Source organism: Nocardioides sp. PD653-B2 (assembly GCF_002117935.1).
GTDB lineage: Bacteria > Actinomycetota > Actinomycetes > Propionibacteriales > Nocardioidaceae > Nocardioides.
The window spans coordinates 55,736-80,774 of sequence record NZ_BDJE01000008.1; the positions used below are offsets into that span (position 1 = coordinate 55,736).

The 25,039-nt window shown below is 70.8% G+C and carries 25 protein-coding genes; 21 read left to right on the forward strand and 4 right to left on the reverse strand.

What is annotated here, in order from left to right; translation table 11 throughout:
* Positions 1–35 precede the first annotated feature (35 nt).
* Genes PD653B2_RS03265 through PD653B2_RS03275 form a run of 3 tightly spaced genes read left to right on the forward strand, consistent with a single transcriptional unit; the run spans position 36 to position 2,456 of the window.
* Positions 36–458, forward strand: coding sequence for a hypothetical protein (locus PD653B2_RS03265; RefSeq protein ID WP_085870894.1), 423 nt, complete (start codon positions 36–38; stop codon positions 456–458).
* Between the two features lie 37 nt (positions 459–495).
* Positions 496–1,836, forward strand: a complete 1,341-nt coding sequence (locus PD653B2_RS03270) for a sensor histidine kinase (protein ID WP_133058888.1) — start codon at positions 496–498, stop codon at positions 1,834–1,836.
* Positions 1,833–2,456: a response regulator gene (locus PD653B2_RS03275; RefSeq protein WP_085870896.1), complete on the forward strand. Its 624-nt coding sequence runs from the start codon at positions 1,833–1,835 to the stop codon at positions 2,454–2,456. The genes PD653B2_RS03270 and PD653B2_RS03275 overlap by 4 nt, the downstream gene beginning before the upstream one ends.
* A 96-nt stretch (positions 2,457–2,552) precedes the next feature.
* Here the strand turns inward: PD653B2_RS03275 and PD653B2_RS03280 are convergent, their stop codons facing one another.
* Positions 2,553–3,434: a RecB family exonuclease gene (locus tag PD653B2_RS03280; RefSeq protein ID WP_085870897.1), complete on the reverse strand. Its 882-nt coding sequence runs from the start codon at positions 3,432–3,434 to the stop codon at positions 2,553–2,555.
* Positions 3,435–3,504: 70 nt separating this feature from the next.
* On the opposite strand from PD653B2_RS03280, the gene PD653B2_RS03285 reads away from it, so the two are divergent.
* The 3 genes from PD653B2_RS03285 to arc all read left to right on the forward strand — a co-directional run bounded on the left by PD653B2_RS03285 (position 3,505) and on the right by arc (position 7,556).
* Positions 3,505–4,641: a site-2 protease family protein gene (locus tag PD653B2_RS03285; protein WP_085870898.1), complete on the forward strand. Its 1,137-nt coding sequence runs from the start codon at positions 3,505–3,507 to the stop codon at positions 4,639–4,641.
* Between the two features lie 10 nt (positions 4,642–4,651).
* Positions 4,652–5,626 (forward strand): tRNA (adenine-N1)-methyltransferase, encoded by a 975-nt coding sequence (locus tag PD653B2_RS03290; protein WP_085870986.1) that lies wholly within the window; start codon positions 4,652–4,654, stop codon positions 5,624–5,626.
* Between the two features lie 175 nt (positions 5,627–5,801).
* Positions 5,802–7,556 (forward strand): proteasome ATPase, encoded by a 1,755-nt coding sequence (arc, locus tag PD653B2_RS03295; RefSeq protein WP_085870987.1) that lies wholly within the window; start codon positions 5,802–5,804, stop codon positions 7,554–7,556.
* Between the two features lie 22 nt (positions 7,557–7,578).
* On the opposite strand, the gene PD653B2_RS03300 is transcribed toward arc, so the two are convergent.
* On the reverse strand, positions 7,579–8,052 hold the full coding sequence (locus tag PD653B2_RS03300) for an aminoacyl-tRNA deacylase (protein ID WP_085870899.1): 474 nt from the start codon (positions 8,050–8,052) through the stop codon (positions 7,579–7,581).
* Positions 8,053–8,062: 10 nt separating this feature from the next.
* On the reverse strand, positions 8,063–8,689 hold the full coding sequence (locus tag PD653B2_RS03305) for a class I SAM-dependent methyltransferase (RefSeq protein WP_085870900.1): 627 nt from the start codon (positions 8,687–8,689) through the stop codon (positions 8,063–8,065).
* A 42-nt stretch (positions 8,690–8,731) separates the two neighbouring features.
* Here PD653B2_RS03305 and dop point away from each other — a divergent pair, with 42 nt between their 5' ends.
* From dop to PD653B2_RS03375, 14 genes are all read left to right on the forward strand, one after another.
* Entirely contained in the window at positions 8,732–10,240 is a 1,509-nt protein-coding gene (gene dop, locus PD653B2_RS03310; protein ID WP_085870901.1) for a depupylase/deamidase Dop, read from the forward strand.
* 17 nt (positions 10,241–10,257) lie between these two features.
* Complete coding sequence (locus PD653B2_RS03315; protein WP_085870902.1) at positions 10,258–10,455, forward strand: ubiquitin-like protein Pup; 198 nt, start codon at positions 10,258–10,260, stop codon at positions 10,453–10,455.
* Positions 10,456–10,493: 38 nt separating this feature from the next.
* The gene (gene prcB, locus PD653B2_RS03320; protein ID WP_165763314.1) at positions 10,494–11,297 is read left to right on the forward strand and encodes a proteasome subunit beta; all 804 of its coding nucleotides are present in this window, start codon (positions 10,494–10,496) and stop codon (positions 11,295–11,297) included.
* Positions 11,294–12,112 carry a proteasome subunit alpha gene (prcA, locus tag PD653B2_RS03325; RefSeq protein WP_085870904.1) on the forward strand — a complete coding sequence of 273 codons (819 nt, stop codon included), beginning with the start codon at positions 11,294–11,296 and terminating at the stop codon, positions 12,110–12,112. The genes prcB and prcA overlap by 4 nt, the downstream gene beginning before the upstream one ends.
* Before the next feature lie 169 nt (positions 12,113–12,281).
* On the forward strand, positions 12,282–13,247 hold the full coding sequence (locus PD653B2_RS03330; protein ID WP_085870905.1) for a hypothetical protein: 966 nt from the start codon (positions 12,282–12,284) through the stop codon (positions 13,245–13,247).
* A gap of 105 nt (positions 13,248–13,352) precedes the next feature.
* Complete coding sequence (gene pafA / locus PD653B2_RS03335) at positions 13,353–14,714, forward strand: Pup--protein ligase (protein ID WP_085870906.1); 1,362 nt, start codon at positions 13,353–13,355, stop codon at positions 14,712–14,714.
* A gap of 83 nt (positions 14,715–14,797) precedes the next feature.
* A complete protein-coding gene (locus PD653B2_RS03340; protein WP_133058889.1) occupies positions 14,798–15,772 on the forward strand; it encodes an FKBP-type peptidyl-prolyl cis-trans isomerase in 975 nt (324 codons plus the stop codon).
* 22 nt (positions 15,773–15,794) lie between these two features.
* Positions 15,795–16,778: a helix-turn-helix transcriptional regulator gene (locus PD653B2_RS03345; RefSeq protein WP_345775737.1), complete on the forward strand. Its 984-nt coding sequence runs from the start codon at positions 15,795–15,797 to the stop codon at positions 16,776–16,778.
* On the forward strand, positions 16,775–17,776 hold the full coding sequence (locus tag PD653B2_RS03350) for a helix-turn-helix transcriptional regulator (protein ID WP_085870908.1): 1,002 nt from the start codon (positions 16,775–16,777) through the stop codon (positions 17,774–17,776). Before PD653B2_RS03345 ends, PD653B2_RS03350 begins: the two co-directional genes overlap by 4 nt.
* 47 nt (positions 17,777–17,823) lie before the next feature.
* Positions 17,824–18,123: a Sec-independent protein translocase subunit TatA gene (gene tatA / locus PD653B2_RS03355; RefSeq protein WP_085870909.1), complete on the forward strand. Its 300-nt coding sequence runs from the start codon at positions 17,824–17,826 to the stop codon at positions 18,121–18,123.
* Positions 18,124–18,140: 17 nt separating this feature from the next.
* On the forward strand, positions 18,141–18,995 hold the full coding sequence (tatC, locus tag PD653B2_RS03360; protein ID WP_085870910.1) for a twin-arginine translocase subunit TatC: 855 nt from the start codon (positions 18,141–18,143) through the stop codon (positions 18,993–18,995).
* Complete coding sequence (locus tag PD653B2_RS03365) at positions 18,992–19,396, forward strand: hypothetical protein (protein WP_085870911.1); 405 nt, start codon at positions 18,992–18,994, stop codon at positions 19,394–19,396. The genes tatC and PD653B2_RS03365 overlap by 4 nt, the downstream gene beginning before the upstream one ends.
* A 93-nt stretch (positions 19,397–19,489) precedes the next feature.
* Positions 19,490–20,371, forward strand: coding sequence for a diacylglycerol kinase (locus PD653B2_RS03370; RefSeq protein WP_085870912.1), 882 nt, complete (start codon positions 19,490–19,492; stop codon positions 20,369–20,371).
* A gap of 10 nt (positions 20,372–20,381) precedes the next feature.
* Entirely contained in the window at positions 20,382–23,198 is a 2,817-nt protein-coding gene (locus PD653B2_RS03375) for a DEAD/DEAH box helicase (RefSeq protein WP_085870913.1), read from the forward strand.
* Here PD653B2_RS03375 and PD653B2_RS03380 read toward each other — a convergent pair.
* Positions 23,195–23,848 (reverse strand): SDR family oxidoreductase, encoded by a 654-nt coding sequence (locus tag PD653B2_RS03380; RefSeq protein WP_085870914.1) that lies wholly within the window; start codon positions 23,846–23,848, stop codon positions 23,195–23,197. The genes PD653B2_RS03375 and PD653B2_RS03380 overlap by 4 nt on opposite strands.
* A gap of 44 nt (positions 23,849–23,892) precedes the next feature.
* Between PD653B2_RS03380 and PD653B2_RS03385 the strand changes: the two genes are divergently transcribed.
* Entirely contained in the window at positions 23,893–25,038 is a 1,146-nt protein-coding gene (locus tag PD653B2_RS03385) for an FAD-dependent oxidoreductase (RefSeq protein WP_085870915.1), read from the forward strand.
* The last annotated feature ends 1 nt before the right edge of the window (position 25,039 follow it).

Here is a 25,039-nt window from a genome sequence, read left to right on the forward strand (position 1 = left end):
AGTTCCACCTGGATGAATCAGGAAGCAGTTGTCACATGTCTGTCCGACGCGGTCCCGCCATCGTGCTCAGCCTCGTGCTGAGTGCAGCGGCCCTCTTCGCCGTGCCCAGTGCGGCGTGGAGTGATGGCGGGAACGCATCGGACGTCGAGAAGGACCGCGACGGCTGTGACCGGGCGAGCGACTCGTTCGCCAAGCTCAAGGTGTCGATGGCAGATGGCAACGACTCCCGACTCCAGGTGACCGGCACCGTTTTCAGCGACGACAACGACGTGTGGACCTGGAAGCTCAAGCACAACGGCGGTGTGTCCGACGAGGGCCGGGCCCGCGGTCGTGAGGACGTCGACCTCTCCTTCCGGATCAGCCGCACGATGATCAACTTCCTCGGCACCGACACCGTCGTGTTCCGCGCCGAGAACCAGCAGACCGGAGAGGTCTGCCGCACCAGCGTCGACTACTGAGCCCTATCCTGAGCCCAGCTCCAGGGAGGGTCCGTCGGTGCGATTGCTCAAGAGTCCGGTCGCGTTGTTCCTGATCGTGGCCATCGTCGCGGTCGCCGCGCTCATCGTCGGCACGAACGAACGCGCCGACAGCGCCGCCAGCGACGAGGCGATCGCCGAGGCGAGCAGCAGCACCGAGATCCTCGCGAAGGCCGCGGTCGGTCCGTTGGTGCCTCCGGGCCTGGCCCGACTGACCTCGCGCCAGAATGCCCGGTACTTCGTTGCGCTCGACCAGCTCGACCGAGAGATCAAGCAACGTCTGATCGACCTCAAGCTCGTGCGCCAGATCAACATCTGGACGGAGGACGGCGTCCTCGTCTACTCCAGCGACCCCGCCCTGATCGGCCAGAAGTTCGAGCTCGACGCCGACCAGCGCCGCGTTCTCCGGGCGGGCGGCGTCGGGTCGAAGGTCGTCGACCCGGACCGGCCCGAGAACCAGCGACCCGAGGGCGCGTCGTCGCGAGATCCGCAGAGTGGCGCCTCCGTCACGGAGTCCCAGATCCAGATCTACACGCCCATGGAGTACGCCGGGCGCAAGCCGCTGCTGTTCGAGACCTACTACAACGTCGATGACATCTCCCAGCGCAGCTCCGAGATCTACGGCTCCTTCCGGTGGATCACGCTGGGCCCGCTGGTCCTGCTGATCCTCCTGGCGACACTCCTGCTCGTGGGCCTGGCGCGCGAGCTCACCCGGGCCGGCAAGGACCGGGAGCGGCTGCTGCGCTCCGCCATGGACGCCTCCGACGCCGAGCGTCGACGCATCGCTCGCGACCTGCACGATGGCGTCGTCCAGGACCTCGCGGGGACAGCGTTCTCGGTCAGCGCGGTCGCCCGCAACCCGGAGACGCCCCCCGACGCTCGGGACACGCTCACGGCTGCGGGTACCTCCCTGCGCTCGGGTCTGACCTCGCTGCGCTCGCTGCTCGCCGAGATCCACCCACCCGACCTGCACGCTGAGGGGCTCGCGTCCGCGCTCGCCGACCTGATCGCCCCCGCGGCCGCGGCGGGAATCCAGGCCTCGGTCAGCGTCGAGGGAACCGAGACGGTCTCGAACCAGGATGCCGCGCTCGTGTGGCGGGTCGCCCAGGAGGCGGTCCGGAACGCGATCCGTCACTCGGGCGCATCGACCATCGCGGTCACGGTGCGCGGCAACGGCGACGGCATCACCCTCGAGGTCGTCGACGACGGCACCGGGTTCGACCCGGCCGGCGCACGCGACCCCGACCGCTACGGGCTGCGGGGCCTCCGCAGCCTGGTCGCCGACAGCGGTGGCACCCTCGAGGTGCGATCCTCTCCGGGTGAGGGCACGACCGTGCGAATGGAAGTTGATGCCCGATGAGCAACACCCCGATCCGCGTCGTCCTCGTGGACGACCATGCCGTCATCAGGGCCGGCCTGGCGCAGCTGCTCGCCGGCACCCCCGACATCACGGTGGTGGGAACGGCCGCCAACGGAGCCGAAGCGCTCACGGTCGTCCGTGAGATCCGACCCGACGTCGTGCTCATGGACCTGCAGATGCCCGAGGTCGACGGCGTGGCCGCCACCCGGATGATGATGGCCGAGAACCTCGGCGTCGACGTGCTCGTGCTGACGTCCTTCTCCGACGGCGAACGGATCGTGGCCGCGCTCGACGCCGGCGCCGTGGGCTACCTGCTCAAGGACGCCGACCCCGAGGACGTGCTCCAGGGGATCCGGGCGGTCAGCCGCGGAGAGTCACCGATCCACCCCAAGGCCGCCCGGGCCCTGCTCGGCGTCCGGGCCGGGTCGAGCCAGGTCCAGCTGACCAGTCGGGAGTCCGAGGTCCTCGGCCTGGTCCGCGAAGGCCTCGCGAACAAGCAGATCGCGCGCCGGCTCGACATCAGCGAGCGAACCGTCAAGGCACACCTGACGTCAGCCTTCGCTCGGATCGGTGTCGCCGACCGCACCCAGGCCGCCCTCTGGGCCGAGCGCAACCTCTGACCCGGGCGCCCCGGAGGTCGCGGTTTGGTCCCAAACCGCAACGCAGAGGGCTCCAGATCTGCGGTTGGTGACCAAACCGCACGCCCAGCGAGCGCCTCAGCGGTCAGGCACGGCGTCCGGGACAGGCAGCGGCGGGGGAGTGCCTCCCCAGGCCGGGCAGACCGCCTGGTGCGCACACCAGTCGCAGAGACGACCCGGGCTGGGTCGCCAGTCGCCGGACTCCTCCGCGGCCCGGATGGCGCGCCAGATCGCCTCGACCTTGCGCTCGGTCGCGAGCAGGTCGCGCTCGTCGGGGACGTAGCGGAGCATCTCGCCGTTGCCGAGGTAGACGAGCTGCAGCATCGCCGGGACGACTCCGCGGGTGCGCCAGATGACCAGGGCGTAGAACTTCATCTGGAACAGGGCCTTCGCCTCGAACATCTCACCCGGCGAACGCCCGGTCTTGTAGTCGACGACGCGGATGGCGCCGTCGGGGGCGACGTCGATGCGGTCGACGAACCCACGCAGCAGGAGCCGCGAGTCGAGGACCGTCTCGACGTACAGCTCGCGTTCGGCGGGCTCGAGACGGCTGGGTTCCTCGAGGGTGAAGTACCGCTCCAGCACCGACCGGCACGACGCGAGCCAGGCCGCCGCATCCGGGCCGGGTGCGTCGGGCTCGGCGCCGGCGAACATCTCGAGCAGTGCCGGCTCCTGCTCGGCGAGCTGCTCCCAGGCCGGCTCCAGGAGCGTCTGGGCGCGCTCGGGCGTGCGCTGGGCCGCCGGCAGGTCGAAGAGGTCCTCGAGGACCTTGTGGACGACCGTGCCGCGCACGGCGTCGGGCGAGGGTGGCTCCGGCAGATGGTCGATCGTGCGGAAGCGGTACAGCAACGGGCAGCTCAAGAAGTCGCCTGCCCTGCTGGGGGACAACGCGCCCAGCACCTCGACACCGTCGACCGGCGTCGAGACCCGGGCGGCCGGTGACTCCTGCCCCACGCTCATGCACCTCACCCTAGAGGGGCCCGCGGACACTCCCACAGCTCCCTCGCGCAGCGTCGGATAGCCTCGACACGTGCCCGACTCGCCGCCCCGGTCTCGACCACCGGGCACGTTCAAGGTCGGCACGATCGCCGGGAGCGACGTTCTCGTCTCGTCGTCGTGGTTCCTGGTCGCCGGACTGATCGCCGTGATCATGGCGCCGGTCGTCGAGGTCGCCCAGCCGGGGCTCGGCCCGCTGAAGTACGTCGCCGGCGTGGCGTTCGCCGTGATCCTCTACCTCTCGGTGCTGCTCCACGAGGCGTCGCACGCGATCATGGCGCGCCGCTACGGCTTCCCGGTCACCTCGATCACGCTGCACTTCCTCGGTGGCATGACGGCGATCGAGGGCGAGGCCCGCAAGCCGCGGCAGGAGTTCTTCATTGCGGTCGTCGGCCCCCTGACCTCCATCGCGGTCGGCGCGGTCGCGCTGGGCCTACGACCGTTCACGCCGGACGGGCTGCTCCTCATGGCGGTCGAGGGCCTCGCCGGTGCCAACCTCCTCGTCGGTGGCCTGAATCTCATCCCCGGGCTGCCGCTCGACGGTGGTCGGGTCCTCAAGTCGGCGGTCTGGCAGCTCACGGGCAGCGTGCACCGGGGCACGATCGTCGCCGGTTGGGGCGGTCGTGTCACGGCGGTCGCGGTGCTGCTGTGGCCGGCCCTCCAGGAGCCGCTGTTCGGTACGTCGCCGGAGATCCTCGACGTCGTCCTGGCCTTCGTGATCGCCGCCTTCCTGTGGTCGGGCGCCACCGCCGCGATGTCGTCCGCCCGGCTGCGGAGCAGGTTCCCGCAGCTCGTTGCGCGGGAGCTGGCCCGCCGTACGCTCACCGTCCCGGACGACCTGCCGCTCGGCGAGGCGATCCGCCGGGCCCAGGAGTCCGGAGCCGGGAGTCTCGTCACGGTGACCGGGACCGGCGTACCGGTCGGCATCGTCAGCGAGGCCGCACTGCAGGCGACGCCCGAGGAGCGGCGCCCCTGGGTGCCGGTGTCGGCCGTGTCGCGGACGCTCGAGAGCGGCCTCCGTCTGCCCGCCGACATCCGGGGTGAGGAGCTGGTGATGGCGATCAGCCGTACGCCGGCGGACGAGTACCTCCTCGTCGAGCCGGACGGCACCGTCTTCGGGGTGCTCGCGACCGCCGACGTCGATAGGGCGTTCCGCGGGTCCGCGCACTAGGGTGCGGGCCGTGTCCGAGAGTCCCGATGTTGCCCCCGACGTCACCCCCGCGGCCTGGTCCGGCGTCCATCGCGGGCCGCTGCGCGCAGGGGAGTGGGTGCGACTCCTGGACGGCAAGGGCCGCCGGCACAACATCTGCCTGGAGCCCGGGAAGACCTTCCACACCAACCGTGGCGGCATGTCGCACGACGACCTGATCGGCCGCGAGGAGGGCTTCACGATCGTGTCCTCGTCGGGCGGTGAGTACCTGGTCTTCCGCCCGCTGCTCTCGGAGTTCGTCGTCTCGATGCCCCGCGGCGCAGCGGTCGTCTATCCGAAGGACGCGGCCCAGATCGTCGCCTTCGCCGACATCTTCCCTGGTGCCCACGTCGTCGAGGCCGGCGTCGGCTCGGGAGCGTTGACCTGCTCCTTGCTGCGGGCCGTCGGACCGTTCGGACGAGTGTCGTCGTACGAGCGCCGCGAGGAGTTCGCCGACGTCGCCCGCCGCAACGTCGCGCAGTTCTTCGGCGGCCCGGAGGGCGAGACCCACCCGGCCTGGGAGCTCACCGTCGGCGACCTGGCCGAGGCGCTGCCGGCGTCCGGCGACCGTGCCGACCGGATCATCCTCGACATGCTCGCGCCCTGGGAGTGCCTCGACGCCGCGGCCGACGCCCTCTGGCCCGGCGGCATCGTCTGCGCGTACGTCGCGACCACGACCCAGCTCTCCCGCTTCGTCGAGACCGTCCGGGTGCACGGCGGCTTCACGGAGCCGCAGGCGTGGGAGTCGCTGGTGCGCGACTGGCACGTCGAAGGCCTCGCCGTACGTCCCGGGCACAAGATGATCGGCCACACCGCCTTCCTCGTCACCGCGCGACGGATGGCCCCAGGCGAGAAGGCACCGATGAAGAAGCGCCGACCCGCTCCCGGCGCCTACGGGTCCGACTACACCGGCCCCCGGTCGCCCGCCGCCGTCGAGCAGATCGCGGTCGACGACCTGACCGACTGAACTCTGCGGTTTGGGACCAAACCGCAGGTTTCGGGGCTGCTCGGTTGCGGTTTGTGACCAAACCGCATGCCGTGCCGCGACCCGCCCGCGCCCAAATCGTGACCAACACTGCGAAATGAGCCCTTCCGTTCGAGGCACCCGCGGGTAGGGTCAAACGCACGAGGAGGTGGCGCTGATGTCGACATCGGAGGGCGTTTCCAGCACGGGGGGGCGCAGCCCTGAGGAGCTGGCGAGCCAGGTACGACTCCTGGAGTCCGAGGTCTCCGACCTCCGGCGCCGGTTGACCGAGAGCCCGACCTCGTCCCGCGGCCTCGAGCTGCGCCTGGCCGACGCCCAGCGCTCGCTGGCCGGCCTGACCTCGCAGAACGAGCGGCTCGCGCAGACCCTGCGCGAGGCCCGCGACCAGATCATGAAGCTCAAGGAGGAGGTCGACCGGCTCGCCCAGCCGCCGGCCGGCTTCGGCACCTTCCTCGCCCGCAACGAGGACGACTCCATCGACGTCTTCACCGGCGGCCGCAAGCTCCGGGTGAACGTCAGCCCGAGCGTCGACCTCGACCACCTGTTCCGTGGCCAGGAGGTGATGCTCAACGAGGCGCTCAACGTCGTCGCCGCGCTCGAGTACGAGCAGGTCGGTGAGGTCGTCATGTTCAAGGAGCTGCTCGCCGACGGCGAACGCGCCCTGGTGATCGCCAACGCCGACGAGGAGCGCGTCGTACGCCTGGCCGAGCCGCTGCGCAACCTCACGATCCGGGCGGGCGACTCGCTCCTGCTCGACTCCCGCGCCGGCTACGTCTACGAGAAGGTGCCGAAGTCCGAGGTCGAGGAGCTGGTCCTCGAAGAGGTCCCCGACATCGACTACAGCGACATCGGCGGCCTGTTCGGCCAGATCGAGACGATCCGCGACGCCGTCGAGCTGCCTTATCTCCACCCCGAGCTGTTCATCGAGCACGAGCTGAAGCCGCCCAAGGGCGTGCTGCTCTACGGCCCTCCCGGCTGCGGCAAGACGCTGATCGCCAAGGCGGTCGCCAACTCGCTGGCCAAGAAGGTCGCGGCCAAGACCGGCCAGGAGGGGAAGTCGTACTTCCTCAACATCAAGGGCCCGGAGCTGCTCAACAAGTACGTCGGCGAGACCGAGCGGCACATCCGGCTGGTCTTCCAGCGCGCCCGGGAGAAGGCCAGCGAGGGGACGCCGGTCATCGTGTTCTTCGACGAGATGGACTCCCTGTTCCGCACCCGCGGATCCGGGGTCTCCTCCGACGTCGAGAACACCATCGTCCCGCAGCTGCTCAGCGAGATCGACGGTGTCGAGCTGCTGGAGAACGTCCTGGTCATCGGTGCCTCCAACCGCGAGGACATGATCGACCCCGCGATCCTGCGGCCCGGCCGGCTCGACGTGAAGATCAAGATCGAGCGCCCCGACGCCGAGTCGGCACGCGACATCTTCAGCAAGTACCTCACCACGAGCCTGCCCTTGCACGCGGACGACCTGGCGGAGTTCGGCAACGACCGCGACGCCTGCGTCACCGGCATGATCCGGGCCACCGTCGAGCGGATGTACACCGAGACCGAGGAGAACCGGTTCCTCGAGGTGACCTACGCGAACGGCGACAAGGAGGTCTTGTACTTCAAGGACTTCAACTCCGGTGCGATGATCCAGAACATCGTCGACCGCGCGAAGAAGATGGCCATCAAGGACTTCCTCGAGCAGGACCAGCGCGGCCTGCGGGTCTCGCACCTCCTCCAGGCGTGCGTGGACGAGTTCAAGGAGAACGAGGACCTCCCGAACACCACCAACCCGGACGACTGGGCCCGCATCTCCGGCAAGAAGGGCGAGCGGATCGTCTTCATCCGCACGCTCATCACCGGCAAGCAGGGCACCGAGCCGGGACGCTCCATCGACACGGTCTCCAACACGGGGCAGTACCTGTAGCCGCAGCAGCGCTGGCTGCCGGTCAGGTCACGTCCGCGACCGTCGCGTCGAGCGCGCGCAGCAGGTCGGCGGCGTCGACGGTGAGCGCGACGCCGTGCGCGCCACCGCCCAGGCTGATCGGGCCTGCGATGGACGCGTCGGCGATCACCGGCAGCGCAGTGGTGCTGCCCAGCGGGGTGATGGTGCCGCGCACGTAGCCGGTCACGGCGTAGGCCGCCTCGGCGCTCGGCATCGAGATCCGGTTGACGCCGAGCAGCGCGCGGAGCTTGGGCCAGGCGATCTCCCGGTCGCCGGGCACCAGCACGAGGCGGTGGTCGCCGTCGCTGACCCGCACCACCATCGTCTTGACGACCTGACGCGGCTCGACGCCGCGGGCGGCTGCGGCCTCCTCCAGCGATCGGACCGGCCCGTGCCGGGTCACCGTGTGGGCGAGGCCGAGCCCCTCGGCCGCGGCGATCGCCCGCCCGGAGTTGTCGTCAGGGGTGCTCTCGGCCATGGGGAGGAACCTACGCCGGGTGGACGGCGCGGCCGACGAACCCGTGCGCCCAGGGGCGCGCGACGCCCGGCCCGGGGAGGTACGCCGCGGTGAGGTCGGTGACCTCCAGACCCGCGGCGGCGACCAGTGCCGGGATGTCCCGGCTGAGGTGGCAGCCGCCGCACACGCGACGCTGCACCGGGTCGAGCCGGCGCTGCCACCGCTCGACACCGGTGTCGGGAGCCCGGCCGTGCTCGAGGAAGTGGAACGTCCCGCCGGGCGCGAGGACCCGTCGTACCTCGCTCAGCGCCCGCCCGACGTCGGGGATCGTGCAGAGCGTGAAGGTGGACAGCACGGCGTCGTACTGACCGTCGGCCGCGCTCAGCCGTTGGCCGTCCAGGCCGGTGCGCTCGACGGGCACCCGGGAGCCGGCGCGGCGCCGGGCCGAGAGGGACCAACCGACCTCGGAGGGCTCCACCGCGTCCAGCCGGGTGACGCCGTCGGGGTAGCAGCCGACGTTGAGCCCGCTCCCGAAGCCGATCTCGAGCACCCGGCCGGTCAGGCCGTCGCAGGCGACGCTGCGCAGCTCCATCACGTCCGGCGACGAGAGAGCCCGGTCGGTGATGCGGGGTACGACGCGATCGGTCCAGAAGGCCATGGACCGAGGTTAGGACCTGCCGGGCTCGCGTACGCTCGAGTCATGAGCGTGCGACGGGTCATGGGGACCGAGGTGGAGTACGGCATCTCGGTCCAGGGACAGCCGTTGGCCAATCCCATGGTCGCCTCGTCACAGGTCGTCAACGCCTACGCGTCGGCGACCGTGAAGGCGCGCCGGGCGCGCTGGGACTTCGAGGAGGAGTCCCCGTTGCGCGACGCGCGCGGGTTCGACATGTCGCGCCAGGTTGCCGACCCGAGCCAGCTGACCGACGAGGACCTCGGCCTGGCCAACGTGATCCTCACGAACGGCGCGCGCCTGTACGTCGATCACGCCCACCCGGAGTACTCCACCCCCGAGGTCACCACGCCGCTCGACATCGTGACGTGGGACAAGGCGGGGGAGCAGGTGATGCTCGACGCGCAGCGCCGGGCCGGCCTGCTGCCCGGCGGCGCGCCGATCACGCTCTACAAGAACAACACCGACAACAAGGGCGCGTCGTACGGGGCGCACGAGAACTACCTGATGCGCCGGTCCACGCCGTTCGGCGACATCGTCAAGCACCTCACCCCGTTCTTCGTGAGCCGCCAGGTGATCTGCGGAGCCGGCCGGGTCGGACTGGGCCAGGACGGCCGCGAGCACGGCTTCCAGATCAGCCAGCGCGCGGACTTCTTCGAGGTGGAGGTCGGCCTCGAGACGACGCTCAAGCGGCCGATCATCAACACCCGCGACGAGCCGCACGCGGACCCGGAGAAGTACCGGCGCCTGCACGTCATCATCGGCGACGCCAACCTGGCCGAGATCTCGACGTACCTGAAGGTCGGCACCGCGGCCCTGGTGCTCGCGATGATCGAGGACCGCTTCATCACCGTCGACCTGACCGTCGACGGACCGGTCGCCGGCCTGCGTGCCATCTCCCACGACCCGACGCTGCGCCAGACCGTGACTCTCACCGACGGTCGGAAGCTGACCGGGATCCAGCTGCAGCTGGAGTACCTGGACCTGGCCAAGAAGTTCGTCGAGGACCGGTACGGCGCGGACGCGGACGCCCAGACCGTCGACGTGCTCGCACGGTGGGAGTCGGTCCTCGACCGCCTCGAGCGCGACCCGATGCTCTGCGCCCAGGAGCTCGACTGGGTCGCCAAGCTCCAACTGCTCGAGCAGTACCGTCAGCGCGACGGTCTCGAGTGGGACGACGCCAAGCTCCAGCTGATCGACCTGCAGTACTCCGACATCCGCCCCGAGAAGGGCCTCTACCACCGCCTGGTCGCCGGGGGCCGGATCGAGCGCCTGCTCGACGACGCCTCGATCGAGGCGGCGATGCACGACCCGCCGGAGGACACCCGGGCCTACTTCCGGGGCCGCTGCCTGGAGAAGTACGCCGAGCACGTGGCCGCCGCGTCGTGGGACTCGGTGATCTTCGACCTGCCCGGGCGCGAGTCGCTCCAGCGCGTCCCGACCATCGATCCGCTCCGGGGGAGCAAGGCGCACGTCGGTGAGCTGCTCGACCGCAGTGAGACGGCAGAGGCGTTGTTCACCGCTCTCACCCGATGACTGGATAGGGTCGAGTCATGGCACAGGAGCAGAAGCAACCGCGGAAGTCCTCGGAGAGCGAGGAGTCAGTCGAGACCGCCCCGGAGACGGATGTCGCCGAGCGCAAGGAGGCCCTCGACAGCGATGTCGACGACCTGCTGGGCGAGATCGACGATGTGCTCGAGACCAACGCCGAGGACTTCGTGAAGTCGTTCATCCAGAAGGGCGGCCAGTGACCGACCCCCGCCTCCCGGCTGCGTTCCTGCAGCCGGGCATGTCGTCGTTCAGCGACTTCCTCGCCGCCCAGGCCCCCGACCTGCTGCCCTCGCGCCGCGCCGTGCCCCAGGGCCACGCCGGCGACCTCGCGCCGCACGGCACCACGATCGTGGCCGCCACCTTCCCCGGCGGTGTCGTCATGGCCGGCGACCGCCGGGCCACGATGGGCAACATCATCGCCCAGCGCGACATCCAGAAGGTCTTCCCGGCCGACGAGTTCTCCGCCGTCGGTATCGCCGGGTCGGCCGGGCTCGCCGTCGAGATGGTGCGGCTCTTCCAGACCGAGCTCGAGCACTACGAGAAGATCGAGGGCAGCACGCTTTCGATGGACGGCAAGGCGAACCGGCTGGCCGCGCTGATTCGCTCCAACCTCGGCATGGCCATGCAGGGCCTCGCCGTCGTCCCCCTCTTCGCCGGCTTCGACATCGACGCCGCGCAGGGCCGGATCTTCAGCTACGACGTCACCGGCGGCCGCTACGAGGAGACCGCCTTCCACTCGGTCGGCTCCGGGTCGCTGTTCGCCCGCGGGGCGCTGAAGAAGCTCTACCGCGAGGACCTGACCGACGTCCAGACCGTCGAGGCGCTGATCGAGGCGCTGTACGACGCCGCCGACGACGACTCCGCGACCGGGGGTCCCGACATCACCCGCCGGATCTTCCCCGTCGTCCAGGTGATGACCGCCGAAGGCGGCCACCGGATGCCCGACGACGAGGTCGCGGCGATCGCCGACCGGGTCATCGCCGGCCGGATGACCCGACCCGACGGGCCGGCCGCACCGCTGAACGGAGGTGGCGCGCGATGAGCATGCCGTTCTACGTCTCGCCCGAGCAACTGATGAAGGACCGGGCGGACTTCGCGCGCAAGGGCATCGCCCGGGGCCGCTCCGTCGTGGCCGTGCAGTACGCCGACGGCATCCTGTTCGTCTCGGAGAACCCCTCCCAGGCGCTGCACAAGGTCTCCGAGATCTACGACCGGATCGCGTTCGCCGCGGTGGGCCGCTACAACGAGTTCGAGAACCTCCGCATCGCCGGCGTCCGGCTCGCCGACATGCGCGGCTACGCCTACGACCGGCGCGACGTCACCGGCCGGGCGCTCGCCAACGCGTACGCCCAGACCCTGGGCACGATCTTCTCCAGCGGCGGCGAGAAGCCCTACGAGGTCGAGCTCTTCGTCGCCGAGATCGGCGACGCCGCCGCGGACGACCAGCTCTACCGGCTGACGTACGACGGCCAGGTCGCCGACCAGCACGGCTACGCCGTCATGGGTGGCGCGGCGGACGTCGTGGGTGGGTACCTCGAGGAGCGCTACGTCGAGGGCTCCTCGCTCGCCGACGCCGTCGCGCTCGCGGTGGCCGCGCTCGGGCACACCTCGAACGAGAAGGGCGACGCCGAGGACCGGGTCATCCCTGTCGAGGACCTGGAGGTCGCGGTCCTCGACCGCACCCGCACCCAGCCGCGGAAGTTCAGCCGGATCCGCCCCGCCCGGCTCGAGGAGCTGCTCGGCGAGCGCGGGCCCGCCGTCCACGCACCCGAGCCGGAAGCCTCCTCCTCCACTCCGTCGCTGTCCGGGGATGAGGCAGCCGGCGGCGACCCGCCGGTCGCACCGCCCGTGAGCTGACTCCTGTCGCCGGCCGCCGTCTGTTGCGGTTTGGTCCCAAACCGCATGTTCGCAGCCAGATTGCTTGCGGTTTGGGACCAAACCGCGGGCATCGACCTGCGCGGGCGGTTGTCCACAGGCGCACCGTGCCGCCGTTTCGATCGGGGGCGCCAGGCGCAGGGTCCACGTCATGGACGACAAGGACACACCGATCCGCGGCGAGGTCAGGCTGGCGGGGCACCGACGCGTCAGCCACGGGCTGTTCCTGGTGCTCCGCGACGACCTCAGCGAGGACGAGGAGCTTCTGCGCGAGCTGCGTGCCTATCTGCTCGTGCTGCCTGATTCCGCCGTCTTCACCCATCTGACCGGCGCCCGGCTCATGGGCTGGCGGCTCCCACAGGTCCCGGAGCAGGTCCCGGTCTTCGCCGCGGTCGACCAGCGCGACGAGCGGCCGCGGCGGCACGGGCTGATCTGTTCGCGACTGCTGACCGACAGGGCACCGACCGGGAAGCGACACGGCCTGCCCGTCGATGCTCCGGAGGAGATCCTGCTCCGCGCCGCACGGGACCTCGGCGTCCTCGACCTGGTGATCATGATCGACTCGGCGCTCGAGAGGGGTGATCTCGATCGGGGGCGGATGGACGCGCTGCTGGCCAGCAGACGACCGGGTGTCCGGGTGCTGCGGGCGGCGTACCACCTGTCCACGGACCGCTGCGAGTCGGCCGGCGAGTCGGTGCTGCGTCTCTTCCACGAGGCGATCGACGTCCCGGTGCAGCCTCAGGTCGAGCTGTTCGACGACCGGGGCACCTCGATCGGTCGCGCCGACCTGGTGGTCCGGGGCACGACGTTCCTGCACGAGTACGACGGGGCCTACCACCGCGACAAGGACCAGCACCGGAAGGATCTGCGACGGGAGCGGGCGCTGGCCGGGACCTCGTACGTCCGGCGGGGGTTCGTGCTCGACGACCTGCTCAACCATCCGGCAGTGGTCATGCACGAGATCGACCGAGCACTGGGGCGACCGCACCTGCCGCGGCGGCTGGCGGCGTGGCGTCGGCGCGTCGACAACTCGCTGTACTCCGAGCGGGGACGCCAGCGGGTGATGAACCGGTGGCGGCGGACCAACGGCGTCATCGATTGGGCGATGACCTCATGATCCTGCGTCGACTTCTCGCGGTTTGGTCCCAAACCGCAGCGTCCGAGGCACCAGGGCACCGGCGGTTCGCGGCCGGTTTCACCGATGGCCGCCTAGGCTGAGCCTGTGGACCGGCGGATCTTCGGCATCGAGAACGAGTACGGCGTGACGTGCACGTTCAAGGGTCAGCGCCGCCTCAGCCCCGACGAGGTCGCGCGTTACCTGTTCCGCAAGGTCGTCAGCTGGGGCCGCAGCAGCAACGTGTTCCTGCGCAACGGCGCCCGGCTCTACCTCGACGTCGGCAGCCACCCGGAGTACGCCACGCCGGAGTGCGACGACGTCGTCGAGCTGGTCACCCACGACAAGGCGGGGGAGCGGGTCCTCGAAGGGCTGCTCCTCGACGCCGAGCAGAGGCTGCACGACGAGGGCATCGCCGGCGAGATCTACCTCTTCAAGAACAACACCGACTCCGCCGGCAACTCCTACGGCTGCCACGAGAACTACCTCGTCGGGCGAGCCGGGGAGTTCTCCCGCCTCGCCGACGTGCTGATCCCGTTTCTGGTGACCCGCCAGATCATCGTCGGGGCCGGCAAGATCACCCAGACCCCGCGCGGCGCGAGCTACAGCGTCAGCCAGCGCGCGGAGCACATCTGGGAGGGAGTCTCCAGTGCCACGACGAGGTCGCGGCCGATCATCAACACCCGCGACGAGCCGCACGCCGACGCCGAGAAGTACCGACGCCTGCACGTGATCGTCGGCGACTCCAACATGAGCGAGACCACGACGATGCTCAAGGTCGCCAGCTGCGACCTGGTCCTGCGCATGATCGAGGAGGGCGTGATCATGCGCGACCTCACGATGGAGAACCCGATCCGCGCGATCCGCGAGATCTCCCACGACGTCACCGGCCGCCGCAAGATCCGGCTGGCCAACGGGCGCGAGGCGAGTGCGCTCGACATCCAGCAGGAGTACCTCCAGAAGGCCCGCGACTTCGTCGACCGCCGCGAGATCAGCACCCCGGTGATCGAGCAGGCGCTCGACCTGTGGGAGCGCGGCCTCAAGGCCGTCGAGTCCGACGACCTCGGCTTGGTGGACCGCGAGATCGACTGGGTCATCAAGTGGAAGCTGATCGAGCAATACCGCGCCAAGCACGGCCTGCCCCTCGGCCACCCGCGGATCGCCCAGCTCGACCTCGCCTACCACGACATCCACCGCGGCCGCGGCCTCTACTACCTGCTCGAGAAGCGCGGCATGGTCGCCCGGGTGACCACGGACCTCAAGATCTTCGAGGCCAAGTCGGTCCCGCCGCAGACCACCCGCGCCCGCTTGCGCGGCGAGTTCATCCGCAAGGCCCAGGAGCGCCGTCGCGACTTCACCGTCGACTGGGTGCACCTCAAGCTCAACGACCAGGCGCAGCGCACGGTGCTGTGCAAGGACCCGTTCCGGGCGTACGACGAGCGGGTGCAGCGCCTCATCGACGGCATGTGAACGCCGATCAGGCTGCGCTCAGGGTTGCCCGTTAGTGTGTGCGGGCTCCCTGAAACACACCCGAAGCTGTGAAGGTGAACCCTGTGTCTCGACGTCTCCGACGCTTGCCCGTCCTGCTGCTGCCGCTCGTGCTGGCCACCACCCTGGCCGCCTGCGGCTCCGACAGCGGCGACTCCTCCGACGGCGGCTCGTCGTCCTCCGCCTCCGCAGGCGCACTCGACGGCGTCACGGTCACGGGTGATCCCGGCAAGGAGCCCGAGGTCACCTGGGACGGCAAGATGGAGGCCGGCGACATCGAGACCACCGTGCTGACCAAGGGTGACGGCGAGGAGGTCGCTTCCGGCGACCAGGTCTCCGCCCACATCTGGATCGGCAACGGCTACACCGAGAAGAAGGCCTACAGCACCTACGACGAGGGCCAGCCGCAGTCCGTCACGGTGAGCGACGACCTCAGCCCCGTCTTCAAGGACGCGCTCGAGGGCCAGACGGTCGGCTCGCGCGTGGCTGTCACCTCCTCGGCGGAGAACGCGTTCGGTGCGTCCGGCAACCCGCAGCTCGGCATCGGTAACAAGGACTCCGTGCTGATCATCGTCGACCTGATCAGCAAGACCACGGTCCTCGACGGCCCGCAGGGCGACGAGAAGCCCGCCCCGTCGTGGGCGCCCGGCCTGGTCCAGGACGGCGACGCCATCACCGGGCTCGACTTCAAGGCGACGCCCAAGCCGGACGGCAAGCTGAAGTCCGCCCCGCTGATCGTGGGCGACGGCGACGTGGTCAAGAAGGGCCAGACGATCACGGTCAACTACCTCGGCCAGGTCTACGGCGCCAAGGCGCCGTTCGACGAGAGCTACAGCAAGGGCCAGCCCGCCTCGTTCGCGATCGGCACCGGCGCCGTGATCTCCGGCTGGGACAAGACCCTCGTGGGCGTCACGGTCGGCAGCCGGATCATCCTGGCGATCCCGCCGAACGACGGCTACGGCAAGGAAGGCAACTCGGGCGCCGGCATCAAGGGCACCGACACGCTGTACTTCGTGGTCGACATCCTGGCTGCATCCTGATCTGTCCGCGAGGATCAGCAGCATGGCCATGAGCATGACGGTGCGCAAGAGCGAGCGCCTTCTCAACCTGCTCATCATGCTGCTGGTCCAGCGGACGTACGTCCCGAAGGACCGGATCCGGGCGATCCTCTACCCGGGCTCCAGCACCGACGCCTTCGAGAAGATGTTCGAGCGCGACAAGGAGGAGCTGCGCAGCCTCGGCGTCCCGATCGAGGTCGGCAGCATCGACCCCTACTTCGACGACGACCCGGGCTACCGGATCCGTCCCGACCAGTTCGCGCTCCCGGACATCTCGCTCACGGCCGACGAGGCAGCGGTGATCGGGCTCGCGACCCGCGTCTGGGAGCACGCCCGGCTCGCCGAGGCGACGACCGAGGCGGTGCGCAAGCTGACCGCCCTGGGCGTCCCGATCGACGTCAGCGCCCTCGACATCGCCGAGTCGCGGCTCAGCGCCGACGAACCGTCCTTCGACGTGTTCTGGGAGGCGACCCAGGAGCGCACGCCGGTCGAGTTCGACTACCGGCGCTCGGGCGCGACCACCACCACGAAGCGGCACCTCCAGCCGTGGGGCGTCGTGCGCTACTCCGGCCGCTGGTACGTCGTGGGGCTCGACACCGATCGGGGCGAGGAGCGCGTGTTCCGCCTGTCCCGGGTCCGTGGCGACGCCCGCAAGTCGGGTGAGCCCGGCTCGTACGAGGTGCCGCCCGGCACCGACATCCGTGCCACCACGATGCGCCTGGCACCCGCGCCGACCACCGGCCGGGCGGTGCTGCTGGTCCGCGAGCACGCCGGGCTGGCGCTGCGCCGCGACGCGGAGTCCGTCGAGCGCGGCGTCGTCGGCCCCGACGAGCGCACGGCGTGGGACCGGGTCGTGATCAGCCGCGGCGGCGACGGGGTCTCCGACGAGGTGCTCGGGTACGGCGCCGACGTCTACGTCGAGGAGCCGGCCGAGCTGCGCACGACCGTCGTCGACCGGCTCCGGGCCGCGGTCGGAGCGGCGTCATGACGAGCTCCCCGTCGTACTCCCAGCAGGCCGGCGCGAAGGACCAGGTCGCCCGGCTCCTCGCCTTGGTGCCGTTCCTGCACGCCCGCGGGCAGGTCCGGCTCGACGACGCCGCGAAGGCGCTCGGCGTGCCTCAGGACCAGCTGCTCAGCGACCTCAAGGTGCTGCTCATGTGCGGCCTGCCGGGCGGCTACCCCGACGACCTGATCGACGTCGACCTCGACGCGCTCGAGGGCCCGGAGGCCGACGGCGTCATCCGGGTGACCAACGCCGACTACCTGGCCCGGCCGCTGCGGCTCACGCCGACCGAGGCGACCGCGATCATCGTGGCGCTCCGGGCGCTGCGCAACGGCGCCCGCGACGAGACCCGTGAGGTCGTCGACCGGGCCCTGGCCAAGCTCGAGGCGGCGGCCGCCGAGGGCTCCGCCGCGGTCCAGATCGACCCGGGCGAGGACCCGGTCGGCACCGACCTCACCCAGCTCGCCGCGCGGCTCCAGGACGCCGCCGACCGGGCCGTGCAGGTCGCCATCACCTACTTCGTGCCCTCGCGCGACGAGGAGTCGGAGCGCACCGTCGACCCGCGCGGCGTCGTCACCGCCCACGGCGTCACCTACCTCGATGCCTGGTGCCACAGCGCCGAGGCGCCGCGGCTCTTCCGGCTCGACCGCATCCGGCGGGCCGAGGTCTCCGAATCACCGGTCGTGACGCCGCCCGAGGCCCCCCGTGACCTGGCCGACGGGCTCTTCGCCCGGGCCGACGACACCACGCTGGTGACCCTCCGGCTGGGGCGCGAGGCGCGCTGGATCGTCGAGTACTACCCGGTCGAGGCCGTCCGCCCGCGCCGCGGGGGAGTCCTCGAGGTCGACCTCCTGATCGCCGACGAGCGCTGGCTGCAACGCCTGCTGCTCCGGCTGACCCCCCACGCGGAGGTGCTCCACCCGGTGGAGTACGCCGAGGCGTACACCTCGGCCGCACGGGCCGCCCTCAGCCTCTACGAGTGACTCCAGCGTAGTATGAAGCCCATCCAGACCTACACGTGAGGACGCACATGTCTCCGCTTCTCATCGGCGGCCTCGGCACCACCGAGCTCCTGCTCATCCTGGCCGTCGTCGTCTTGCTGTTCGGTGCGACAAAGCTCCCCGACCTGGCCCGCGGCAGCGGCCGGGCGCTGCGCATCTTCAAGGCCGAGACGAAGGGCCTGATGGATGACGACGACGAGGTCACGGTCGACCCGGTGACCAAGACGCCCGAGCAGCGCGAGATCGAGACGCGCCAGGCCGAGCTCGACGCCCGGCAGGCCGAGATCGACGCCGAACGCGACCGCCTGCGCCGCAACGACACCGCCTGACCGCGGCGCCGTCTCAGTTGGCCATCAGCGGGGTCTTCGACTACTTCTCCGGCCGCCCACGCCACCCCATCGGCGAGGACGGCCGGATGGCGCTCGGGGATCATCTCCGAGAGTTGCGCGCCCGACTACTGCGGTCGGCGCTCGTGCTCATCGTCGCCTTCTTCGTGGCCCTTGCCTTCTTCGAGCATCCCGACGGCGGGCTTCTCGAGCTCGTGTTGCGCCCCTACAACGACGCCCAGGAAGCACTCAGCGGCAAGACGCAGACCAAGGCGTACGTCGCGGGTCAGACCGGCCCGCTCCTCCTGCAGCTCAAGCTCTGCGGTGTCGCCGCGGTCGTCGCGTCCAGCCCGTACTGGCTGTACCAGATCTGGGGCTTCATCGTCCCGGGCCTGCACGACTCCGAGAAGAAGTGGTCGCGGATCTTCGCCGCGGTCGCGGGACCGCTGTTCATCGTCGGCGTGCTCACCGGCTACTACGTCCTCCCCAAGGGCCTCGAGGTCCTGATCGGCTTCACCCCGGCCGGCCTGGAGAACCTCGTCGAGTTCAACGACTACTTCTCGTTCCTGACCCGGATGCTGCTGGTCTTCGGGATCGCCTTCGAGATCCCGCTCTTCGTGATCATGCTCAACCTGGCCGGGGTGGTCTCGGGCAAGGCGCTCGGCAGGTACCGGCCATGGATCATCCTCGGCACGTTCGTCTTCGCCGCGGTCGCCACCCCGTCGACCGACCCGTTCTCGATGCTGATGCTGGCGATCCCGATGCTGGTCCTCTTCGGCGCCGCGGAGATCATCGCGCGCTCCGTGGACCGGGCCCGTGGCCGCGCCCAGGGCTCGACCGACCAGTGGGGCGACGACGAGGTCTCGCCCCTGTGAGCTCACCGCCGGCGCTGGCCGTCGTCGACCCCTTCGACCTTCCCGAGTGGCTGGGTGAGGCCGACGTCACCTGGACCGCCGAGGCCGGCCTGCGCAGCGGGTACGCCGTACCCGGGCACCTCGGCGCCGACGGGCAGGGCCCGCTCCCGTGCGACCTCCTCGCGGTCGACGTCGCCTACCCGGTCCCGGTGGCCTCCGACGGGGTGCGTCACGACGCCCACCAGGCCTGGCGCTACGGCCAGGTGCTGCTCGTCGACGCCGCCGGCCGGCTCACCCTGGCGGTCCCCGGCACCGGCTTCACGGCCGACCTCGTCCTCGACGCCCTGGGCCGCCTGGCCAAGGCGGTCGGGGCCTCCGAGGACCACTACTCCGTCCGCCTGCGCATCGGCGTCTCGCGTTGAGGTTTGGTCCCAAACCGCAGCCGGGAGCGCTCCCAGTCTGCGGTTTGTGACCAAACCGCATGCCTGAGGGCGCCGGTGACTAGTCTCAGCCGCGTGACCGGCCCCGACCGCGAGATCGCGCTCCTGACGAATCCCACCGCCGGGAAGGGCAAGGGCGCCCGAGCTCGCGCGGTCGCGCTGAGCCGGCTCCGCTCCGCCGGCATCACCGTCCGCGACCTCGAGGGCCGCGACGCCGACGAGGCTCTCGACCTGGCCCGCCAGTGCGTCGCCGACGGCGTCGACTCGCTGGTGGTGGTCGGCGGTGACGGCATGGTCCACCTCGGCGTGCAGGCGGTGGCCGGCACCGGCACCAGCCTGGGCCTCATCCCGGCCGGCACCGGCAACGACGTCGCGCGCTACTTCGACCTGCCCCGCAAGGACCCCGGCGCCGCTGCCGACCGCGTGGTGGCCGGGCGGACCCGCGTCGTCGACCTGGCCCGGAGCGGCACCCTGCACTTCATGACCGTGCTCTGCGCCGGGTTCGACGCCATCGTCAACGAGCGCGCCAACCGGATGACCTGGCCCAAGGGGCAGATGCGCTACAACATCGCCACCCTGGCCGAGCTGCGCACCTTCAAGCCGCTGCCGTACACGCTCGACCTCGACGGCACGAGCCTCACCCTCGACGCGATGATGGTCTCGGTGGGCAACGGCCCGTCGTTCGGCGGCGGCCTGCGCATCACCGAGGGCGCGCTCCTCGACGACGGGATGCTCGACGTGGTGATCATCAAGCCGATGAGCAAGATGGCGCTGGTCACGACGTACCCGAAGCTCTTCAAGGGCACCCACGTCACCCATCCGCAGTACGAGCACCACCGCGTGCGCAGCGTGACCGTCGCGGCGCCGGGGATCATCTCGTACGCCGACGGCGAGCGCTTCGGAGCGCTGCCGCTCACGATCGAGTGTGCTCCCGGGGCCTTGACGGTGCTCACCTAGGCTGAGGGGCATGAGCACCGCGGACGACCAGGAACTCTCCCCGTCCGAGCGGTACGCCGACTACCGCAGCGGCCGCCAGCACCCCGTGCTGCGGGCCTTCACGGGGCTCTACGACTTCCCGCTCGACGGGTTCCAGGTCGAGGCCTGTCGGGAGATCGAGGAGGGCCGCGGCGTGCTGGTCGCGGCACCGACCGGGTCCGGCAAGACGATCGTGGGCGAGTTCGCCGTCCACCTGGCCCTCGAGACCGGCCGCAAGTGCTTCTACACGACCCCGATCAAGGCGCTCTCGAACCAGAAGTACAACGACCTCGTGGCCCGCTACGGCCCCGACCAGGTCGGCCTGCTGACCGGCGACAACGTCGTGAACGGCGAGGCACCGATCGTGGTGATGACGACCGAGGTGCTGCGCAACATGCTGTACGCCGGGTCGCGCACCCTGCTCGGCCTCGGGTTCGTGGTCATGGACGAGGTGCACTACCTCGCCGACCGGGCCCGCGGCGCGGTCTGGGAGGAGGTGATCATCCACCTGCCGGAGTCGGTGGCGCTGGTCTCCCTGTCCGCGACCGTGTCCAACGCCGAGGAGTTCGGCGAGTGGCTGGCCACCGTCCGCGGGGACACGACGACGATCGTCGAGGAGAAGCGCCCGGTCCCGCTCTACCAGCACGTCATGGTCGGCAAGCGGCTGCTCGACCTCTTCGCCTCCTCCGACATCGACGCGGCCGCCGGCTTCGTGAAGGAGGGCGCCCCGGTCAACGACGAGCTGGTGAAGATCGCCCGCGACGACTGGGCCAGCAGCCGGATCACCGACCGACGCTCGCCGAAGGGCCGCAGCAAGCCCGGGCAGCGCGGGGGCGGGCCCCGGCAGGTCGGCAACGGCCGCCGGGTCTGGATCCCCAGCCGCGCGGACGTCATCGACCGCCTCGACCGCGAGGGGCTGCTGCCCGCGATCGTCTTCATCTTCAGCCGGGTCGGCTGTGACGCGGCCGTCACCCAGTGCCTCAGCGCCGGCATCAGGCTCACCAAGCCCGAGGAGCGCGACGCGATCTACGAGTACGTCGAGGAGGCCTGCCGGCACCTGCCCGAGGACGACCGGCACGCGCTCGGTTACCACGACTTCCTCGACGGCCTGACCCGTGGCATCGCGGCCCACCACGCCGGCATGCTGCCCGCCTTCAAGCAGTGCGTCGAGGAGCTCTACATCCGCGGCCTGTGCAAGGTGGTCTTCGCGACCGAGACGCTGGCGCTCGGTATCAACATGCCGGCCCGCACGGTCGTCATCGAGAAGCTCTCGAAGTGGAACGGCGAGACGCACGCCGACATCACGCCGGGGGAGTACACCCAGCTGACCGGGCGCGCCGGGCGCCGCGGCCTCGACGTCGAGGGCCACGGCGTCGTGTTGTGGCAGCCCGGCATGAACCCGCGCGAGGTGGCCGGCCTGGCGTCGACCCGCACCTACCCCCTGCGGTCGTCGTTCCGCCCGTCGTACAACATGGCCGTCAACCTCGTGCACCAGTTCGGCCGCGACACCTCGCGCCAGCTGCTCGAGCAGTCGTTCGCCCAGTTCCAGGCCGACAAGGCCGTCGTCGGGCTGGCCCGCCAGCTGCGCAAGAGCGAGGAGGCGCTGGCCGGCTACCGCGAGGCCGCGACCTGCCACCTCGGCGACTTCATGGAGTACGCCGACCTGCGCCGCCAGATCAAGGAGGTCGAGAAGGGCGCCACCCGCGCCAAGCGCACCGACCGCCGCGAGGAGGCGCTCGCCTCGCTGCGCGAGCTCAAGCCCGGCGACGTGATCCAGGTGCCGACCGGCAAGTTCGCCGGGTACGCCGTCGTCGTTGACCCCGGCTGGTCACCCGAGGGCCCGCGCCCGTACGTCGTCACCGCCGACCGCCAGGCCCGCCGGCTCGCGATGATCGACTTCCCGACGCCGGTGTCCGCGGTGACCCGGCTGAAGATCCCGAAGAACTTCAACGGCCGCAACCCGCAGATGCGCCGCGACCTCGCCTCGGCGCTGCGCTCGCGCACCCACGACCTCGCCCCGCCGCCTCCCGGGCGCGAGGCCGCCCGCCGCAGCGCCGACCCCGCCCAGACCCACGCCGACGCGGAGATCACCAGGCTGCGGGCCGCGCTCAAGGCGCACCCGTGCCACGACTGCCCGGACCGCGAGGACCACGCCCGCTGGGCGGAGCGCTACTTCAAGCTCGACCGCGACGCCCAGACGCTCAAGCGCCGCGTCGAGCAGCGCACCAACACCGTCGCCCGCCAGTTCGACCGGGTCTGCGAGGTGCTCACCGCCCTCGACTACCTCGACGGTGACACCGTCACCGAGCGTGGCCGGCACCTGATGCGGCTCTACTCCGACATGGACCTCGTGGCCGCCGAGTCGATGCGCAACGGCCTCTGGGACGACCTCTCGCCCTCGGGGCTCGCGTCGGCCCTGTCCGTGCTGGTGTTCGAGGCCCGGCGCCCCGACAACGCGTCGTCGCCGCGGCTGCCCGGCGGCGGCGTCCGCGAGGTCGTCGGCGAGATGGTGCGGCTCTGGGGGAGCCTCGACGTCCTCGAGCGCGAGCACCGGCTCGACTTCCTGCGTCAGCCCGACCTCGGTTTCGCGTGGGTCGCCTACCGCTGGGCCGAGGGCGACGACCTCGACAGCGTCCTGGAGGCCAGCGACCTGGCCGCCGGCGACTTCGTGCGCTGGATGAAGCAGCTCATCGACCTGGCCGGCCAGGTCGCCGACGCCGCCGGCGACTCCGCGCTGCGCGAGACCGCCCGCGACACCGTCCGGGCGCTGCGCCGCGGCGTGGTCGCCTACACCGCCCTGGCGGACTAGGCCTGACGGACCGCTTCGTTGACCGGCGTGTCGCCGTTCACGAGGTTCCACTGCTTCCTGATCGTGGAGTCGGCGTCGAGGACCGCGGCCACGACCGCGGCGACATCGGCCCGGGTGACGTCGCCGCGGGTGACGTCGGCACCGAGGGCGACCAGGCCGGTCGCCGGGTCGTCGGTGAGCCGGCCGGGGCGCAGGATCGTCCAGTCCAGGATGCTGGTGCGCAGCGCCGCGTCGGCGTCGCGCTTGGCCTCGACGTACGCCCTCCAGACGTCACTGGTGTCGTCCGGCAACGGGTCGTCGACGCCGATCGCCGAGATCTGGACGAACCGGGTGATGCCGGCCTGCCGGGCTCCCTCGATCGACTTGAGCGAGCCCTCGAGGTCGACGGTCCGCTTGCGCTCGATGTTGCCGTCCGGGCCGCCCCCGGCGGCGAAGACCACCGCGTCGCAGCCCTGGAACGCCGCCGCGAAGTCGCCGGCGCCCTGCCGCTCGATGTCGAGGAGGCGGACCTCCGCGCCGCGGTCCTCGAGCTCCGCGCGGTAGCCCTCGTTGCGGACCAGCGCCACCGGTGTGTGGTCGGAGCGGCGCAGGACGTGGAGGAGGTGAAGGGCCACCTGTCCGTGGCCGCCGACGATCGCGATTCGACTCATGCAACCACCGTACGAGCGGTCCGGTTGCGGCGTACCGTGCGAGCGTGGCCACCTCGCACACCGGCCTGCTCGTGATCGGAGCGGGTCCCTACGCCTACTCCGCGGCGGCGTACGCCGGCGACCGGGGCATCGACACCCACGTCGTCGGGCTGCCGTTGGCCTTCTGGCGCGACCAGATGCCGCCCGACATGTACCTGCGCTCCGGTCCCGACTGGCACCTCGACGCCAACCGGGAGGACACCTTCGAGGCCTTCTTCGAGGACCGCGGTCTCGATCCCGCCGACCACGACCCGATCCCGATCGGCGTGTGGCTCGACCACGCCGAGTGGTTCGCCGCCCGCAAGGGGGTCGTGGCCGACCCGCGCCTGGTCACCGAGCTGACGAAGCCGGACGGCAGGTACGTCGCGACCCTCGACGACGGCACCACGATCGAGGCCGACAAGGTCCTGGCCGCGCCGGGCGTCGGCTACTTCGCGCACCTGCCCGCGTGGCACGCCGACGTCCCGGCGGACCGGCGCTCGCACACGCGCGACCTGGTGTCCTTCGACGACCTCGCGGGCGCGCGGGTCGCGATCGTCGGCGGTCGGCAGAGTGCCTACGAGTGGGCAGCACTGCTGTGCGACCACGGGGTCGCGAGGGTCGATGTCGTGCACCGCCACGACACGCCGGAGTTTGCCAAGGTCAGCTGGGCGTTCGTGGACGACTACGTCGACCAGACCCTGACCCACCGGGGCTGGTGGCGGCAGCTGCCGGCCGAGCAGAAGGCCGCGGTCGCCCAGCAGTTCTGGGCGGTCGGGCGGCTGACCCTCGAGCCCTGGCTGGTGCCACGGATGACGCCCGGCGTCGTGCACAGCCACCCCGGCACCGAGGTCGCCGCGGTCGACGTGCGTCCCGACGGAGCCGTGGCCCTGGCCCTGTCGGACGGGGGCGCGCTGGAGGTCGACCACGTCGTGTTCGCCTCGGGCTACCAGGCCGACCTGGCCCGGGTGCCCTACCTCGCCGGCGTCCTGGACCGGGTCTCGGTGACCGACGGGTTCCCGGACCTGTCGGAGGGCTTCGAGACGACGCTCGACGACCTGTACGTCGTCGGGTTCGCGTCGACCCGCGACTTCGGACCGTTCTACGGCTTCACCAAGGGCTGCCCCTCGGCCGCCCGGATCGTCGTCGACGAGATGCTGCGCTCCCGGTAGC